This is a genomic window from Vreelandella gomseomensis (genome assembly GCF_031451645.1).
GTDB classification, from domain to species: Bacteria; Pseudomonadota; Gammaproteobacteria; order Pseudomonadales; family Halomonadaceae; genus Vreelandella; species Vreelandella gomseomensis.
Genome location: NZ_JARWAI010000020.1, coordinates 1 through 16,741, shown reverse-complemented (window position 1 = coordinate 16,741; position 16,741 = coordinate 1). Strand labels below are relative to the sequence as shown.

Below are 16,741 nucleotides of genomic sequence, written 5' to 3'. Positions count from 1 at the left end.
GAGATGGAGTACAACAGCTGCCGACTCCACTCGACCTTGGCCTATCAGACGCCAAGGGAAATCGAACTGGCAGTTGCGGCTTGAAACTGTGCCCGCTCTGACTTGACCAGAACATGCGGCTTCGGTCAATTTCAGCCGGCAAATCACTTTTGGGTCATTGCCATTATAAACAAGCACCCTACTGTGCTAACACATCCGCCACGCCGCGCTCGGCTGCTTCGATGGCACCTGCTAGATAACCGGCATACTGCTCGCCCCACTCGCTGCCAATCCCGATTAAACAAGGCTGCCAAGCACCATCTTCAGCGCGCGCTGACGGTGCCATGCTGTGGTGCTCGCTGGGCATTTGATCCGCGTCGGTAGCGGTAAACAGCTCCTGTGCCCAGTCTCTAATCACCTCCCCCTCCGGGCTAGATGCTTGAGGACCAAACAGCCTAGCCAACTGCGCACGGCAGTGCTGGCGTAGCGCCTCATCGCCAAGCTGCGCACGGGCCCTGGCAGGCAAACTGAAAAAACCAAACAGCGCCCCGTGGCCATCCGGATGTGACGCATCATGAATTTCACCCAGCGGGCCCATCAAACTGCGCGCCTCTCCCGAAAGGTGATCTTCTCGCCAAAAAGGGGTGGGGTACAGCGCGACGTATTTAGCTTGAGGCGCCATCCAAGTCGCAGTACTCGCCCATTGTTGGGTGATCCGCTCCGGTAACGATGGCGAAAACGTCACCGACTGCGCTGCTAACCTCGGCGGCACTGCTAGCAGCACATGCTGGGCGGTATAGCGTTGCCCACCAGCACACCCCAGCTCCACACTGCCGCTGGAAGTCAGCGACATCGAGTAAACAGCCTGCCCGGTGTAAATCCGCGCCGAACCGATGCGCTGGCGCAACGCATCAATCAACGCCTGCATGCCGCCCCGTAGTCGCATGGATGGAGGCTGATTCACGAAGCCCTGCATACGAACTGGCGGCACCTGGTGCGAGCGTTCTACTATCATATCGCCAGTTTCATACTGGGCGAACGACGTAAGCCCCAGCGATTTTACCAGCACTTCTAGTGAGTGCTGTAACTCCGGCCAATACCAAGAAGGCCCCAAATCAAACGCCTCCATAGTGTCATTCTCATCAGGCCATAACGACGCAATACGCCCACCTACCCGCGCCCGCGCTTCCAACACCACATAATCAGTAATGCCCCGCTGTTCTAACAAAAACGCGGCATAAAGCCCTGCCAATCCAGCGCCTACAATAGCGATACGTGATGTGTGCATGAAAAGTCTCGGTGATCGATAAGTACCGAAAGCATAACGCAATATGGTGAGTAGACGGTCATCATCTAAAGCAGATTAAAAATCACCCATGCCAGCGAAGCATTATCGTCTCGACGTCACCAAGACTAGTGCTCACACCTAGCTTGGCAGTGGGGGCGGGTGACGGCACACCTCATTAAATAGCTCATCAATGTGCTGCACATCGGTAGAATAAATAACCCGTCACACCAATATTTTCACGCCATTTGAAGCCCCAGGATGTCTCGTGCTTGCTGCCAAGTGGCTACGGGGCGATGGTACTTGTCGCACAGCGCGACGGTTCTTTCAACTAGTGCTGCATTGGAGGCTGCCAACGTATCGCGGTCTTGGCGCACGTTATCTTCGAGTCCGGTACGGGTATGCCCACCTGCTGCAATCGCCCACTCATTAACCACGTATTGGTTGGCACCTATGCCTGCCCCGCACCACTTTGCATCGGGAGCTAGTCGCTTGAGCGTCTCTATGAAGAAGTCAAAACTAGGCTTGTCAGCGGGCATTGAGTTTTTAACTCCCATGACAAACTGTATGTAAAGCGGCCCTTTTAACTTACCCTGTTGAGAAAGCGCTACCGCCTGATGAATGTGCGAGAGATCAAACGCTTCGATTTCAGGCTTAACGTTGTACTTAAGCATTTCACTTGCCAGCCACTCCACCAATTGAGGTGGATTCTCGTAAACGCGGGTCGGAAAATTATTCGATCCCACCGACAGACTAGCCATATCAGGTTTAAGCGGCAGCATCCCGCCGCGTGCTTCGCCAGCACCAGATCGGCCACCGGTGGAAAACTGAACAATCATGCCTGGGCAATGTTTCTTGAGCCCTTCCATCAGACGGCTAAACTTCTCCGGGTCGGATGAAGGCGTTTGGTCGTCATTACGCACATGGCAGTGCGCAATACTAGCTCCGGCTTCAAAGGCTGCCTGAGTACTTTCGATTTGCTCATTGACGGTAATCGGCACTGCTGGATTATTTTCTTTTCGTGGCAAGCTGCCCGTAATGGCAACGCAGATAATGCATGGCTGAGACATAAACACCTCGCTTTATTTTTATAAGAAGCACTCAAAACAGGAATAAACGTTAGATGCACTACGGCTAAAATCTAACGTTAATAAAAGCGGTTAACAAAAGCGCGCCAATAACTTACACACGTTCTTGTTAGCCATCAATGGCTGCATCCACTGTCACTGGAGCGATTAAAACACCGCCCCTTTTGCTTTTCATAATGCGAGGAATGTAAAAAAGTCCAATCTGGTCATATCAACAACGGGGCGCCCTGTCCTTAGAGTCAAGACGGACACAGAATACATTCACAAGGTTGCACTTCTGTTATTCGCAACGCCGACTTAACAACGCACGTCCTTGTGAGCGCCGCCTACCGGCACCCCACTACCCCGATATGGTGTAGGTGGCAGCGCATACTGACCCACAACAAAACTTACAAGGTGACCTCATGGATAACACTCGACTCAAAGGTAAACACTGTCTCATTACTGGTGCTGCGCGTGGCATGGGGGCGGCTGTCGCTGAGCATTATGCCGCGCAAGGGGCAAAGGTCTGCGTGGCAGATCTCAACGTTGAGGGGTGCGAAGAGGTTGCGCAGCGCATCAAATCAAAGGGTGGTGATGCTATTGCCGTTAAGTTGAATGTTACTAACCGCGAAGACGTACAGGCAGCCGTTAACGCTACAGTACAGGCGTTTGGTAGCTTGAACGTGATGGTTAATAATGCCGGCATCAATAAACCGTTAATGTTTCTTGATATTACTGAAGAAAATTGGCATCAAATTATGGATGTGAATGCGCTGGGCTGCTTACTCGGCATGCAGGAAGCCGCTAAACAAATGATTAGCCAGGGCAAAGAAAGCGGACCTTATAAAATCATTAACGTCGGCTCGATTCTCTCCCGCCAGGCGTTTGACGATGTTGTGCCCTATTCATGCAGCAAGCATGCTGTGCTGGCAATGATTAACGGCGGTGCTAAGGCCTTGGTAGATCACAACATTACCGTTAACGGCTATGCCCCAGGCGTGGTGCGCACCGAGCTTTGGGAACAGCTGGATAAAGACTTAGTCAGCATCGGCAAATTCGAGAAGCAGGGCCAATCGATGGACGAGCTGGCTGAAAAAATGATTCTGATGAAGCGTTACTCTTACCCAGAAGATGTGGTCGGTACCGCGTCGTTCCTGGCCAGTCAAGAGTCCGATTACATGACCGGTCAACTGCTGATGATCGATGGCGGCATGATTATGCAATAAGCATTCAGCGAGGAAACCACTGCCCCCATGCCTGCTTCTCAGGTATGGGGGTTACTTCTTTTCACCTGTTCAATAATGGCCCTTTTCTCGCATAACCTTATCAGCACGCTCCTGGGCAATAAAAAGTGCTTTTTTAATCGAGCGCCGTCCAGCCAGCACATCGAAAATTTCATTACCTGCAATGCTGATAAGCTCCGTAATGCCGGGAACCGGCGGGCGTGGCCACGCCTGCAAGACGTCTTGCTTCGCCATATCATCGACAATCGTAATCAACGGTGACAGCGCAGACACTTCCGGGTCTTGGCTAACGCTAAAACGCGGTGTGACCAAGCTACCATTCATGATGTAGAGCTTCGACATATTGGGCGAGGTGAGATGTTTTAAAGCTGTCCACACGGCTTCCATACGTTCTTTTGACAAGTTGGATGGTATCGCCAATGCATATCCTCCAATGGGCGTAATCGCCCTGCCGTGAATGCCCACCGGGTGGGATAAATACCCGGTATTGCCGTATGCCGGTGATCGCTTATCAAACTCGATCAAGGGTGCCAAAAGCGTGTAGCAGTACGCCATGCACGATTCACCCGATGCATAGGACTGCGCCCGTTCGTACCAGGACATATTCAAAATATTCGGCGGGGAATATTTGAGAATATCCAACATATATTCGCAGGCCCTGTAAGCGGCATCCGATTGAAACATGGGGCGCAGCTGCTCACCGCTGGCGTTTTGAAAATCAAAGCCGCCTGCATGAAGCGGTAGATCGACAATGGGCTGCCCAAATTTAGCCATGAGAAAGCTAAACGTATGCCCCAGCGGCGTGCCACGGGCGGCGTTCCAAGCGATGCCGTATCGCCCCTTGGCAGGGTCGTGCAACTGCCGTGCGACTTTTACCAGCGCCTCGGTGGTGCTGGGGGGCGTTAACTGCGCAGCCGACAAAATATCCTTGCGATAACAGAGCAGTTCAGGGGTGGTTTGCACCGGTATGCCGTACTGGCAACCCGCATAGCCGGCGCTTTGGATTGCCATGGGATGAAAGTCAGAAAGATCGTAGCCATCGCGCTGGATGAGGGCGTCTAGCGGCATCAAAACGCCCTGCGCGACCAAGTCGCCAAACCAGGGCAAGTCGCAGGCGACAATGTCGTAGCGGGATTTCGCTAAACGGGCATTGTCGAGAATATCATCCAGCAAGTTATCAATGGAGCGCGCTTTATTGCGAATTTCCAGGCCAAAAATGGACTCTAGCTGCCGTTTTAAATTATGCATGGCCATAAACGTAGGGTCCGCATGCGCCAGCACACGTAAGCCCCCTTTCAGCTCCAGCCGCGCGGAAAGCACAGCGGGTGTCGAGATCACCCGCTGAGACGCTGACATACCTAAAAATATCTTGCTGCCAGATTCCGAGGCGGGGTCGATCCCAAACAGCGGGCCCAGCAGGCCCTTAATGCGCTCCGCGTAGCTTTCCCACTCTTCTATCATCTGTGGGGAGGGGTGCAGCGAGACGGTTTTTCCAGTCTTTGTGCGTGGGCGCGAAATGAGAAGGCCTCGCTGCATAATGCTTTCAATCCCGCGCTTAGCGGTGCCATACGTCAGCCCTGAGGCATCCGCCAGCGAGGTAGGCGTAGTTAACCGGCCCGCCAGATGGTTGCGCATCACGTGCAGCAACATCCGCATCTCACGATACCCCAGCGACATCGAGAGTGTTGATTCGGTCTCGTTTTCAAACTTCTCAATGAACTCAATGAAGCGCGCTAACTCGGTGTTCGATATTTTGGAAACGGGCGTTTGCGATAGCTTGTCGTAAGGCCCTTCTGGATGCGTATCGTCAAACAGGGTCAGTCCACTGGCCTCTTTTTTCATGATGGCTCCCACGCCTTAGGTGACTATCAAGATCACACTGGCTATCAAGGTCGTGCTGGCGATCAAGGTCACGCTGCCCCAGCACTCTAGGCGTTAACTTACTCCATCGATAATCAGCCGAATACCTAACAAAATGAGTAGGCAAAGAATGACCCGGAAAAACAGCTCGCCATCCACCCGCCGCTGAATGATCAACCCTAACTGGATGCCCAGCCATGCCACCGGCATCAGCAGCAGCGCGATGGTGAGATTATCGAACGTCACCAGGCCAAGCAGCGTATAGGGCACCAGCTTTACCAAGTTGGTAATCGCGAGAAACACCACCGCCGTACCTAAAAATTGCTGCTTGGTGAGTTGGCACTGCAGCAAGTAAAAGTTCAACGGTGGGCCGCCTGCATGGGCAATAAAGCTGGTAAACCCGGCGATTCCTCCACACAGACGCCCCACCCAAGTGGGCAGCAGTCGGCCGCGCAGCGGCTTAAACAGACCCCAAAGGCCAAACAGTACGGAAAAAATCCCCAGCAATAGTGTCAACAGCGCTTCATTAAACCAGCCATAGGTGAAGTAGCCCACCGCAACGCCTAATATCGCAGGCGGAAACATTAGCCACAACAAACGATCCACCCGCTGTCGCCACCACGCTTTTAGGCTGAACACGTCCATCACAATTAGCAGCGGGAGCATCACCGCCACTGCAAAGGTCGGGCTTGCCTTTAGCGAGATCAGCGGTACAGCAACCACCCCCACCCCGCCCGCAAACCCCGATTTGGAAATCCCCGTCAGTAAAACGGCCACTATCATCAGTGCCACAAACACCCAATCAAACGCCATCAGAACACCCCTTTCAGATAGAGCCTTAACGCCTGGCCACCCACGCAGAAAAAAGGGCCATGACAGGCACGGCCCTTTTTCGGTAGGTCAACCAGCATGCCTGCTTAAGGCGTGCTTACAGCACTTTGCACACTTCCTCGAAGGAGAAACGGTCGCCACGTGGGAACAAGGCGCTGGCATCGCCATAGCCCAAGTTACACAGGAAGTTGCTCTTCACTTTACCATCCGGGAAGAACTCTTCATCCACTGCGGCATTGTTGAAGCCCGACATGGGGCCAGCATCCAAGCCAAGCGCGCGGGCCGCTAAAATCAGATAGCCACCTTGAATGGAGCTATTGCGGAACGCCGTGGAGTGAATAAAATCCGGCTTGCCCTCGAACAGCGATTTGGCATCTTTGTTATGAGCAAACATGCGCGGCAGATGCTCGTAAAATTCCGTATCAAAGCCAAGCACCGCGACCACCGGCGCCTTCATGGTTTTTTCCTGATTGCCTGGCAACAGAGCAGGCTTCAAGCGCGCTTTTGCCTCATCGGTGGTCAGAAAAATAATCCGCGCTGGCTGGCAGTTCATGGAGGTGGGTCCGAAATGCATTACCTCGTAGAGTTCACGCAGGGTTTCTTCACTCACCTCACGGTCCTGCCAAACGTTATGGGTACGTGCTTCAGTGAACAGCGTTGCAATTGCGGCTTGGTCAATCTTGCTCATGTCGTTTCCTCTTTCGGTTTAACCAGCTCAGTAGGAGCCAGACGTTCAGGGTGAATCGTTCAGGCCGTCTTTAAGCCGAAGTCGTATTGAAAATAGCGGTAAGGGGCGTCCATCTGCCGGCCGTCGGGCGCTTTTCCTGCGGGTTGCTGAACAAATTCCTTCACCAGGGAATCTTTAACGCCAAATACCGCATCAGAGTCGAGGTAGGGGTCGTCTTCCGCGAAGATTTGAGTGACCAGGGTTTTGTACCCCGGCGCCATCAGCATGAAATGCACATGGGCGGGGCGATAAGGATGACGTCCGGTGATTTCGAGCATTTTGCCGACTGGCCCATCCGTCGGAATGGGATAAGGAGAAGGAACCACCGTCCAGAAAGCGTATCGCCCCTGATTGTCGGTATGAAAGCGTGCGCGCAGCGTCGCGCTTTCAAGCTCGGGCTTCTGTACGTCGTAAAAGCCTTCGCTGTCCGATTGCCATACGTCGATCGTGACATTTGCCAAGGGCTTGCCCTTAGCATCATGCACGTTGCCCTCGATAAATAACGGCTCACCATCCACACCCCAGTTAATGGCATCACCTTGATTCGCTTGGGGAGGGTCCGCGACGTAAAAAGGCCCCAACACCGTGCTGTCGGTAACCTCAGGATTACTGCTTGAGTGATTAATTGCATCCACCAGCATGGTGACGCCCAGGGTATCTGACAGCAGGATAAACTCCTGGCGTTCGTCGTCGCACATTTGCCCTGCTCGGGTGAGGAACTCAATCGCCTGAGTCCACTCTTTCTCGGTGGGCTTCACCTCGCGCAGGTAAGCGTGCAGGTGTTTTACCAGGCCATTCAGTAGCGTTTTCAGCCGCTCATCCTCACAGCGTGAAAACTCATCCATCACGGCGGCGGTTATATTGTCGGTGGTGAGATTACGCATGTGTGTGCCCTCCCTGCGTGATTGGCGATGGCTCGCTTAACCCTGACAGGCGCTCGGTATGATGTACGGTGGCGATATAGTCATCGTTGCCATGCCCGGTCGCGATAAGGGCGGTATAGGCTTCGCGCATTTGAGCTGCTAACGGGGTCGATACCCCAGAGCCGTGGGCGCAGTCGAGGATCAAGTCAAGATCTTTGGCCATCTGCGAGGCGGAAAACGTCGAGGTAAAATCGCGCGCTAACAGGGGGGGCACCTTGTACTTCACCATGGGGGAACCCACCGCGCTGTCAGCGATCAGCTCCAGCATAGCGTCCCATTCAATGTTGCCTTTACGCGCCAGCGTCAGCGCTTCACTCATCATCCCGGCACTGACGGCAATCATCAGGTTAATGGCCAGTTTGGCTACGCGAGCCTGATCTTCATCGCCCAGCCAGTACTGCGCTTTGGTAAACGCTGCAAACACGGGCTTGGCTTTTTCCAGCGCATCGCGTGGGCCGGAAACCATCGCGGACAGCGTGCCCGCTTCTGCCGCGACGGGGTTACCGGATACCGGGCTACGCAGATAGACCACACCGTGAGCCTTTGCCGCCTCGGCCACTCGCTCAGAGGCTTCCACACTCACCGTGCTTGTCTCAATTAAGATACTGCCGTTCATCATGTGACGAATCAGCTCGCCAGTCTCAAGGCACAGACTGATCAATGCGCGGTCATCAGGGATGGAGACAAACACCAAGTCGCAATCGGCCACGGCATCTGCCAGTGTTTGATGAGGCGTCACTCCGACCTCTGCAGCGAGAGCAAGGCGCTCTGCCGACAGGTCAAAGCCTTGAACTGGGGTTCCAGATTGGATAATACGAGCAGCCATCGGCAACCCCAATTTACCCAAGCCTACCCACGCCACTTGGGGGGTTGTTGAAGACGTTGTAGAAGCGGTTTTCATGGGGTCACCTCCTGTGTTGATTGCGCTTCACGCGCCAGCAGTTCGGCGTGAATGCGGTGGCCAGACTTGGCCAGCTCGGCGATGCCCTGCTGAGTCTTCATTAACAGACGGCCGCCACGTTTTTTGAACTGCCCGGCCACCATTACACTGTCGACGTTGGCAAGGCTGGTTTGCATGATCACTGTAGAGACAGGGTCGTTCACCGGCTGCATATTGAGCTGGTTGCTATCGAGCAGCACCAGGTCAGCCTGCTTACCCGGCGTGAGGCTACCAATACGATCATCAATACCCAGTGCTTTTGCCCCATCGAGAGTGATCCACCCCAGCGCCTCACGAGTGGTAATGGTGGAGGTATCGGGGATCTTTCCCTGCTCACGGCGCGAGGCGTCGTTATCCAGGGAGCGCTGCATACCCAGCGCCGCCCGGGCGACGCTGAACATGTCTCCAGAGAGCACCGATTCAAGATCCACGCCTAAAGACACCACGCCGCCGTGTTGACGAACGAGCCCGGTGACAGGGAAACCGTGTCCCTGGGTCATTTCGTTTTCAGGTGCAATGGAGAACGTCACGCCGCTGGCGCAGAACCGGGACATTTGGCCATCGTCCAAACTTTGACCATGCACAATATTGATATCGGGGCCCAGCAGGCCACGCGCTTCCACCTCGTCCCAGGCACCGGGGGCCACGGCCTCACCGCCGCCTTGGTGCATTGACGCAACTAAGCCAAACTCCTTGGCTAGCGCAAAGTCCTGCAGCGTCACATCCAGGGTTGAGTAGTGAGGGCCAAGAATGGCCATGCCTAAGGTGACGAGCCCTTCTGGATTTGCCAGCTCGCCGTTCAACAAGCGCTCTATTTCATGGCGGGGATGGGGAATTTTACTAAAGTGCGGCTGGCCGGGTTTAGGGTCGGGCTTAGGCGAGCCATGCAGAAACAGCGCCCGAACACCTGATTCCTTAAGCCCTTTCACCGCAGCGTCGGTGTGCTCGGGAGTCGGGTTGTTATGGCACCAATCACCTAACGTTGTGGTACCGCAATTCAGCTGGTTAATCGCGCCCATCCGGGTGGCAATGTAGATATCCTGCGGCGTAAACAGCGCCGCAAGGCCACGGTGGACATGGCGGAAATACTCCAGCAGCGTCCAGTTGGCGGCAACGCCGCGTAGGCCGGTCTGCCAGGTATGCATATGGGCGTTCACCAGCCCGGGAATTAGGATACCGCCGCCGCAGTCCATCACCTCGGCTGCGTGTGCCTTGGGATGATCGGTGAGGTCATGCCCCACGGCGACGATTCGATCACCCTCGACCAGTACCTGGCCATCGCTCAGTTCGCCCAACTGCGAGTCCATGGTGACAACCGTGGCATTAACAAACAGCGTGCTCATTGGTCACCTCCACTGTCCGCCTGCGGTCGTTTCCCCGACTGCGCGTCGCTTAGCAAGCGGTGGATCCCCTTGGCTTCCACATCGCGTGGGTTCCAGTAAGGGTTGCGGGTAGCAATCTCAGTGGCACGCTCTACATCGTCTACGCTAAAGCCTAGCTCGGAGAGTGCGCTTGGGGCGCCGACGGCACGCCCCAAGTCGTAAAGACCTGCCGCCGCATCGTCACAGCCCAGCGCACGCCCAATACGCGCCATCGCCTCCGTCACTGCGGGCGCGTTATACGCCAGCGCATAAGGCAACACAATGGTGTGCGTTTCCGCATGGGGAAGGTTAAAAGAGCCGCCCAGGGTGTGGCACAGCTTGTGATGCAGCGACATGCCCACCGACCCCAGACAAGTGCCGCACAGCCAAGCGCCGTAGAGCGCATCAGAGCGTGCTTCAACGTTGGTAGGATTATTGGCAATCACCGGCAGGCTTCGCGCCAGCGCCGCAATACCCTCCTCTGCCATCAGCGCAATCACCGGATTGCAGTCGCGGGCATAAAGCGCCTCTACCGCATGGGCAATCGCGTTAATCCCGCTGGTACCTGACATCACCGCAGGCAGCGTTAGGGTCAGGTCAACGTCATAAATAACCGTTTCCGGCAGCACATCCAGGGTGCGCTGGGTGGTCTTGATACCGTCGCTCGTTTCACCCAGGATCGGCGTCATTTCCGAGCCCGCGTAGGTGGTGGGTATCGCGATCTGAGGTAAGCCAGTACGTAAGGCAATGGCTTTACCCAAGCCAATCGTTGATCCGCCACCGATGGCCACCGTACAGTCTACATTTAGCTCTTTGACCACCTGTAAGGCACGCTTGGTCACCTCGACCGGCGTATGCATGACGGCATCCGCGTAAACGCCCACGCCCTTATCGCCCAGCAGTTCTAATACGCGGCTTGCCTGCTCTTGTTGCTGAGGTGTGGCTAACACCAGGGCGCGTGAACAACCGAGATGTTCAAGCTCTTGTCTCAGCTGCGCCAGGGTACCTTGGCCAAATACCACGCGGGATGGCAGGCCATCATAAACAAAAGGTTGCATGAAACATTCCTTATACGTTTGAAGTGGGCTGAGTGCTCGCTACCCTCTATCTTCTAGCGAGCACACCAGTCGCAACAGGTGAGCTAGCTCGCCTGCGCCTGCTTTCCCATACCGGTAATGGCTTGCACCAGCGCGTCCTCACTGACGTTGTCACCATCAAACTCCGCGGTGACGCGGCCGTCGTACATCGCGATAATGCGGTTACTCAGGCCCAGCACTTCGGGCATCTCTGAGGAGATCACCAACACGGCGTAGCCGGATTTGGCTAAGTCTTTGACGAGGGTATGGATTTCAGATTTTGAACCGACATCAATACCCCGCGTTGGCTCATCGAGGATGAGCAATTTAGGCTGGGTATGCAGCCACTTGCCGATGACGATTTTCTGCTGATTACCGCCGCTTAAATTGCCGACCTTTTGGCGCCAGCTGGGGGTTTTGATTTTCATGGCTTGGTGATACTTGTCGTAGACTTCGCGCTCTTTCGCACTGGTCATAAAACCTAAGGACGACACGCTAGAAAGGCTTGCCAATGTCATGTTGTCACGACAGTTCATTCCCAGAATGAGGCCCTGGTCCTTGCGGTCTTCTGGTACTAACGCAACACCGCTCACCACCGCATCGTGGGAGTTACGAAAGCTCACCACCTCGCCATCCAGCAATACGTCACCCTTCGATGGCGTGCGTAAGCCAAAGATGGTTTCTGCTACTTCTGAACGCCCCGCGCCTACCAGCCCGTACATGCCGACAATCTCGCCCTTGCGAACGTTAAAGCTGACATCCTCAAAAACACGCTTCACTGACAGGTTGCGCACTTCCAGCATGTTGTCGCCGAAATCAATGGGTTTGCTGGCATGATCAAGCGCTAGACTGCGGCCGATCATCATCCGCGTGATTTCGTCTTCGTGGGTATCAGCAGTGTTGACCGTGCCGGTGTACTCGCCGTCTCGCAGCACTGAAATGCGGTGCGACAAATGGAAAATCTCATCCATGCGATGGGAGATGTAAACAATGCCCACCCCCTGCTCACATAACGAATTGATCACGTCATAGAGCACCGGCTTTTCGTGGTCGGTGAGCGATGCCGTGGGCTCGTCAAACACGACGACCTGCGGCGTAAAGGCAAGCGCTCTGCCAATTTCTACCATCTGTTTTTTGGCAATCGACAGCGAGCCCACTACATCGTCATGCTGAAAACCGCACTTGAGCCGCTCAAGAATCTTATTGGTATCCTCACGCAGCTTTCGCCAATCCACGCGATTGCACGACTTTCTGGGCAGGCTGCCGAGAAAGATGTTTTCGGCGACTGTCATTTCAGAGACCAGCGACTGCTCCTGATGGATGAGTACGACCCCCGCGCGCTTGGCATGCTTGGGATTCTCGAAGGCCATTTCCTGGCCGCCTAAAATAATCTTGCCTTCGTTGGCCTGGTGTTTACCGGCCAATACTTTCATCAGTGTCGACTTGCCAGCCCCGTTCTCACCCAGCAAGGCATGTACCTCACCGGGACGAACGTCAAAATCAACGTTGTTGAGCGCTACCACACCGGGGAATCGCTTCGTGATGCCTTTAAGTTCCAGGATGGGTGCTGCATCGATTGGCTGACGTGATTGCGTTGATGAGGCGTTCATATCCGCACCTCCTTAGCCGAGGGTGCATTAAGCTTCTTATCAATGATCAGAACAGAGATGAGAATCGCGCCGAGAATAACGAGTACGTAAAAAGCGGGCACCTGCATCAAGTTCATGCCGTTGCGCAGGATACCGATGGCAAGTACGCCGCCTAATGTGCCAACAATGCTGCCGTAACCACCGGTTAATTTCGTGCCGCCCAGCACTACTGCCGTAATCACCCAGAGCTCATAGTCCCGGCCTAGATTAGGTGTAGCAGCACCCATTTGGCTGGCGAGCAGAACACCCGCGAGTGCCGCGAAAAACCCTACGATGATGAAGTTGATCATCATGTGTCGGCCTAGACGGATGCCTGCGTCAATGGAGGCTTCCGGATTACCCCCCACCGCAAAGGTATTGCGACCGTGCCCCGTACGCGTCAGCACCAAGTGCATAATGAGTGTGCAAACCAAGAAGATGACCGCCAGTGTCGGCATGGGGCCTACCGTGCTCATGCCGAAATCAGAGAACGCAAAGTTCATGGCATAAAACGACTGCTCACCGGTGTAGAGGAAGATTAAACCGCGAACCCCTAGCATCGCCCCAAGCGTTACAATGAAAGCGTTCACGCCTGTTTTCCAAACGATTAAGCCATTCAGTGCCCCTAACAACATGCCAGAGCCAAGCGCGGCCAATATGGCCAACGTCATACTGAACTCTTGAAGACCTACCGCCAGAGAAGCGGCAAGCCCAAGCGTTGCGCCCACCGATAGATCAATGTTGCCGTTGATCATGACCAGCGTCATACCAAGTGCAATCAGGCCAATCGTCGATGTTTGAACCAAAATATTGGTGATATTCCCCCACGACAGAAAATACTCTGACATGAAGCTGAAGAAGATAAAGATGGCGATCACGAACACCCAAATAGGCTGGATAACCGCTTTACCTCGGAAGAAACCTTTAATAGACATCACGTGTACTCCTCCGCGTTATGAGTGGGTTGTCAGCAAGCGCTTACGCTTATTGGCAAGATCCAGCCATACCGCCAAGATGATGATTACCCAGGTCACTATCCACTGGATGTAATAGGGGTAGCCCATCAAGAGCAGTCCATTTTGGATAAACCCTAAGATCAAGACCCCAACCACCGTTTTCCAAATACTGCCCGCGCCACCTAACAAGCTCGTGCCGCCAAGAATGATGCCGGCCAACACCAGTAGCTCGTACCCCTGCCCTACGTTGTTTTGCGAGCCCATCACTCGCGAGCCAAGGACAAGGGCTGCACAGGCCACACAAAAGGCTGAAATCAGGTAGGTGCTAAAGACGCACCAGTTTTTACGAATGCCAGAATAAACGGCCGCCATCGGGTTACCACCGACGGCAAAAATACGGCGGCCATACCCTGTGAAAGACATCACGACTTGAACCAAAATGGCCAACATCGCGAAGAGCAATATGGGAACGGCAATGCCGCCTAGGTAGCCTCGTCCAAAGAACGCAAACCAGGTACCTTCTTGATTGGCGATGTCAACGTTTTGACCACCGCTGTAAATCAGCACAAAACCTTGTATGGCCGACAGCATGGCGAGCGTCACAATGAGCGAATTAAGGCGCAAAAAGCCAATTAATAAGCCGTTAACCGCACCAATCATTAGCGTTAATGCGAACATGATGAGAATGGCATTCGTAGGGCCGATCTTATCGTGCAGATCCACCACCAACACCGTCGAGAATGACAGCATCGAACCCACCGAAAGATCCAAATTCCCGCCGATAATGACGACCGTTACGCCAACCGCAATGATGCCAATAATGGAGACCTGTCGAACCACCGTCATAATGTTCGACTGAGAAAGAAACTGCTCAGAGAACAGCGAAAAAACAAACATGCCGATCAGAAAAAATATCAGAATTCCCTGAGCCGAGAGGAAGCTCATGACGCTTGCCTTGCTGAGCCTTTCTGTCGATATCCTTGATTTGGATTGTTGTGCAGAAGCCATGCTATTCACCTGTAAAATCACTTTGGAAAGCACTGCCGAGTGCAATGGATAACCGGGTTATCCATTGCCTCTTACAGCGCCGCCCAGCGCAGGAAACCTGTCGTCAGGTTGATACTGTCATTCGGCGCAGGTGCTTTACGCGCCATACGCCAGACAGCACGCTTCACCTAAAAAACGGGGCGGTCGAACTCGCTGAGGTTTTCAGCCGTGATTTTGGGGGTTTCGAAGAAATTCATTTTAGGAACCTCTTCACCGGCCAATACATCCAGGGCCGTTTGCAGGGCGGCTTCTGCATCGTCAACAGGGGACTGATAAATAGAGCCGTAGTACTCGCCACGCTCAATGGCATCGTAGCCAACGGCGAAGTTAGTGGCGCCAATGAAAATAACATCGTCTGCACGGTCAGCGCCTTTCGCGGCGTTGAGTGCGCCAACGCCCATGTTGTCATCCCCCGAATAGACCCCATCGATACGGTCATATTTCGTCAGGAAGTCTTCCATGACGCGCTGGGCACGCTCGCGGTTCCAGTTGCCTGGCTGCGTTTCCAACAGCTCCACTCCAGGGCAAACCTCCGCCAGACGATCTTCAAAACCGGCCGCCCGCTCTATCGCCGTGGTATACCCAGGCTGGCCAGCAATTTGAACGATCTGGCCTTCGCCACCGAGGGCATCGCACATCATTTCAGCAGAGGACACACCCTGCTGAACGTTATCCGGGCCAGAAAAGGCGGAGATAAACTCCATGCCCGCCTCAGCGATTTTAGAGTTGGTCACTACAACAGGAATGCCAGCACTGTGAGCTTGGCGAATCGCGGGGATGACCGCTTGACCGTTAGTAGGCCAAATAATGATGGCGTCGACACGCTGCTGGATAAGGTCCTGCATTTGGCCGATCTGGCGAGCCACATCGCCACCGGCGTCCAGCACCACGACATCCACATTTCCTTCACGCTCTGCCGCTGCTTCAAACGCGCTTTCATAGGTTGTCTGATAACTATCGACACCCACGTTGTTTTGAGTAATACCTATACGATAAGGGCCTTCGGCGTGCGCTGTCGCAATCGACATCAATGTGACCGATGCAGCAATGGCGGTTTTATTGAACATTTTGTTTCTCCTAGCGTTTTTATTAATTGTTTTTGGCTTACAGACTCGTAAGGCTTGTCAGGAGCTTACTGCTCGGCTTTGTTGAGGCACAACGTGACCGCGCAAAAGAAATGACCAATTTGGTTTTTTTAATGCGCTTCGTTTTACATCTCCTAAAAACACAACGCTTGCCAACTCTACAGCAAGTCAGAACGTTTTTATTCTTACTAATATTGTGCAACCGCCACATACATCCAGCTTCGCGCCAACAATGGACCCTGGCTTCATAGAATTAAGTCTTGAGGCCGGCATTAGTCAGCGACAGATCGCTAAGAGTATTGGCGTTCATAGCAGCACCCTTAGCCGCGAGATAAAGCGCAACGGGATGGCCAGTGGTTATGCGCCCGAACAGGCCCAAGCGGCAAGTGATCAGCGCCGACGCAACACCTGGAAAGTGACAAAGCGACCGCCAAGCCTGATGCGCCAATACTTCCAGAAAGCGACTGACTTTCGAAGCGTGTCTGACACAGAGCTACCAAGGGTGGTCAATAAGCTGAACGATAGACCAAGAAAACGACTGGGATGCCGAACCCCAGCCCAGGTGTTCTTAGGTAAATACTTGGGAGGACTAGAAACCGCTGGTGCTGCACTTACTGGTTGAATTCAGGCTTAAAGCCGGGCGGATGCAGGCTCTGAGTGCAACACCGTCAATGTGTCGATGACGGAACCTCATGGTACTTCGCCAGCTCCTCGCTCATCACCTCAATT

The 16,741-nt window shown here is 54.1% G+C and carries 14 protein-coding genes and 2 pseudogenes; 3 read left to right on the top strand and 13 right to left on the bottom strand.

Annotation, left to right across the window (positions count from 1 at the left end; all coding sequences use genetic code 11):
• Nucleotides 1-178 precede the first annotated feature (178 nt).
• Both QC815_RS17265 and QC815_RS17260 read right to left on the bottom strand, forming a co-directional pair.
• A complete protein-coding gene (locus QC815_RS17265) occupies nt 179-1,267 on the bottom strand; it encodes a flavin monoamine oxidase family protein (RefSeq protein ID WP_230445674.1) in 1,089 nt (362 codons plus the stop codon).
• Nucleotides 1,268-1,503: 236 nt separating this feature from the next.
• Nucleotides 1,504-2,334, bottom strand: a complete 831-nt coding sequence (locus tag QC815_RS17260; protein WP_230445673.1) for a 3-oxoadipate:acetyl-CoA acetyltransferase — start codon at nt 2,332-2,334, stop codon at nt 1,504-1,506.
• 422 nt (nt 2,335-2,756) lie between these two features.
• Here QC815_RS17260 and QC815_RS17255 point away from each other — a divergent pair, with 422 nt between their 5' ends.
• A complete protein-coding gene (locus QC815_RS17255) occupies nt 2,757-3,560 on the top strand; it encodes an SDR family NAD(P)-dependent oxidoreductase (RefSeq protein WP_230445672.1) in 804 nt (267 codons plus the stop codon).
• 69 nt (nt 3,561-3,629) lie between these two features.
• Here the strand turns inward: QC815_RS17255 and QC815_RS17250 are convergent, their stop codons facing one another.
• From QC815_RS17250 to QC815_RS17200, 11 genes are all read right to left on the bottom strand, one after another.
• Nucleotides 3,630-5,420, bottom strand: coding sequence for an ABC transporter substrate-binding protein (locus QC815_RS17250; protein ID WP_310541265.1), 1,791 nt, complete (start codon nt 5,418-5,420; stop codon nt 3,630-3,632).
• Nucleotides 5,421-5,513: 93 nt separating this feature from the next.
• Nucleotides 5,514-6,251, bottom strand: coding sequence for a sulfite exporter TauE/SafE family protein (locus QC815_RS17245; RefSeq protein ID WP_230445670.1), 738 nt, complete (start codon nt 6,249-6,251; stop codon nt 5,514-5,516).
• Between the two features lie 115 nt (nt 6,252-6,366).
• On the bottom strand, nt 6,367-6,957 hold the full coding sequence (locus tag QC815_RS17240) for a malonic semialdehyde reductase (protein WP_310541263.1): 591 nt from the start codon (nt 6,955-6,957) through the stop codon (nt 6,367-6,369).
• Nucleotides 6,958-7,016: 59 nt separating this feature from the next.
• Nucleotides 7,017-7,880: an intradiol ring-cleavage dioxygenase gene (locus QC815_RS17235; RefSeq protein ID WP_310541260.1), complete on the bottom strand. Its 864-nt coding sequence runs from the start codon at nt 7,878-7,880 to the stop codon at nt 7,017-7,019.
• The gene (locus QC815_RS17230) at nt 7,873-8,820 is read right to left on the bottom strand and encodes an NAD(P)-dependent oxidoreductase (RefSeq protein ID WP_230445667.1); all 948 of its coding nucleotides are present in this window, start codon (nt 8,818-8,820) and stop codon (nt 7,873-7,875) included. The genes QC815_RS17235 and QC815_RS17230 overlap by 8 nt, the downstream gene beginning before the upstream one ends.
• Nucleotides 8,817-10,202 (bottom strand): amidohydrolase family protein, encoded by a 1,386-nt coding sequence (locus QC815_RS17225; RefSeq protein WP_310541257.1) that lies wholly within the window; start codon nt 10,200-10,202, stop codon nt 8,817-8,819. The genes QC815_RS17230 and QC815_RS17225 overlap by 4 nt, the downstream gene beginning before the upstream one ends.
• On the bottom strand, nt 10,199-11,278 hold the full coding sequence (locus QC815_RS17220) for a maleylacetate reductase (protein ID WP_230445665.1): 1,080 nt from the start codon (nt 11,276-11,278) through the stop codon (nt 10,199-10,201). Before QC815_RS17220 ends, QC815_RS17225 begins: the two co-directional genes overlap by 4 nt.
• A gap of 83 nt (nt 11,279-11,361) precedes the next feature.
• The gene (locus tag QC815_RS17215; RefSeq protein ID WP_230445664.1) at nt 11,362-12,906 is read right to left on the bottom strand and encodes a sugar ABC transporter ATP-binding protein; all 1,545 of its coding nucleotides are present in this window, start codon (nt 12,904-12,906) and stop codon (nt 11,362-11,364) included.
• Entirely contained in the window at nt 12,903-13,859 is a 957-nt protein-coding gene (locus tag QC815_RS17210; protein ID WP_230445663.1) for an ABC transporter permease, read from the bottom strand. Before QC815_RS17210 ends, QC815_RS17215 begins: the two co-directional genes overlap by 4 nt.
• An 18-nt stretch (nt 13,860-13,877) precedes the next feature.
• The gene (locus tag QC815_RS17205; protein ID WP_230445662.1) at nt 13,878-14,888 is read right to left on the bottom strand and encodes an ABC transporter permease; all 1,011 of its coding nucleotides are present in this window, start codon (nt 14,886-14,888) and stop codon (nt 13,878-13,880) included.
• Nucleotides 14,889-15,055: 167 nt separating this feature from the next.
• The gene (locus QC815_RS17200) at nt 15,056-15,994 is read right to left on the bottom strand and encodes a sugar ABC transporter substrate-binding protein (protein ID WP_230445661.1); all 939 of its coding nucleotides are present in this window, start codon (nt 15,992-15,994) and stop codon (nt 15,056-15,058) included.
• A 250-nt stretch (nt 15,995-16,244) separates the two neighbouring features.
• On the opposite strand from QC815_RS17200, the pseudogene QC815_RS17430 reads away from it, so the two are divergent.
• Both QC815_RS17430 and QC815_RS17425 read left to right on the top strand, forming a co-directional pair.
• Nucleotides 16,245-16,343, top strand: a pseudogene (locus tag QC815_RS17430) (helix-turn-helix domain-containing protein); the annotation flags it as partial.
• Between the two features lie 105 nt (nt 16,344-16,448).
• Nucleotides 16,449-16,634 (top strand): annotated as a pseudogene (locus QC815_RS17425) (IS30 family transposase); the annotation flags it as partial.
• Nucleotides 16,635-16,741 lie beyond the last annotated feature (107 nt).

Coding starts and splice junctions, on each gene's coding strand:
- QC815_RS17265 (WP_230445674.1), bottom strand. CDS start 1,267: ATGCACACATCACGTATCGCTATTGTAGGCGCTGGATTGGCAGGGCTT.
- QC815_RS17200 (WP_230445661.1), bottom strand. CDS start 15,994: ATGTTCAATAAAACCGCCATTGCTGCATCGGTCACATTGATGTCGATT.
- QC815_RS17260 (WP_230445673.1), bottom strand. CDS start 2,334: ATGTCTCAGCCATGCATTATCTGCGTTGCCATTACGGGCAGCTTGCCA.
- QC815_RS17250 (WP_310541265.1), bottom strand. CDS start 5,420: ATGAAAAAAGAGGCCAGTGGACTGACCCTGTTTGACGATACGCATCCA.
- QC815_RS17215 (WP_230445664.1), bottom strand. CDS start 12,906: ATGAACGCCTCATCAACGCAATCACGTCAGCCAATCGATGCAGCACCC.
- QC815_RS17235 (WP_310541260.1), bottom strand. CDS start 7,880: ATGCGTAATCTCACCACCGACAATATAACCGCCGCCGTGATGGATGAG.
- QC815_RS17220 (WP_230445665.1), bottom strand. CDS start 11,278: ATGCAACCTTTTGTTTATGATGGCCTGCCATCCCGCGTGGTATTTGGC.
- QC815_RS17245 (WP_230445670.1), bottom strand. CDS start 6,251: ATGGCGTTTGATTGGGTGTTTGTGGCACTGATGATAGTGGCCGTTTTA.
- QC815_RS17225 (WP_310541257.1), bottom strand. CDS start 10,202: ATGAGCACGCTGTTTGTTAATGCCACGGTTGTCACCATGGACTCGCAG.
- QC815_RS17255 (WP_230445672.1), top strand. CDS start 2,757: ATGGATAACACTCGACTCAAAGGTAAACACTGTCTCATTACTGGTGCT.
- QC815_RS17240 (WP_310541263.1), bottom strand. CDS start 6,957: ATGAGCAAGATTGACCAAGCCGCAATTGCAACGCTGTTCACTGAAGCA.
- QC815_RS17205 (WP_230445662.1), bottom strand. CDS start 14,888: ATGGCTTCTGCACAACAATCCAAATCAAGGATATCGACAGAAAGGCTC.
- QC815_RS17210 (WP_230445663.1), bottom strand. CDS start 13,859: ATGTCTATTAAAGGTTTCTTCCGAGGTAAAGCGGTTATCCAGCCTATT.
- QC815_RS17230 (WP_230445667.1), bottom strand. CDS start 8,820: ATGAAAACCGCTTCTACAACGTCTTCAACAACCCCCCAAGTGGCGTGG.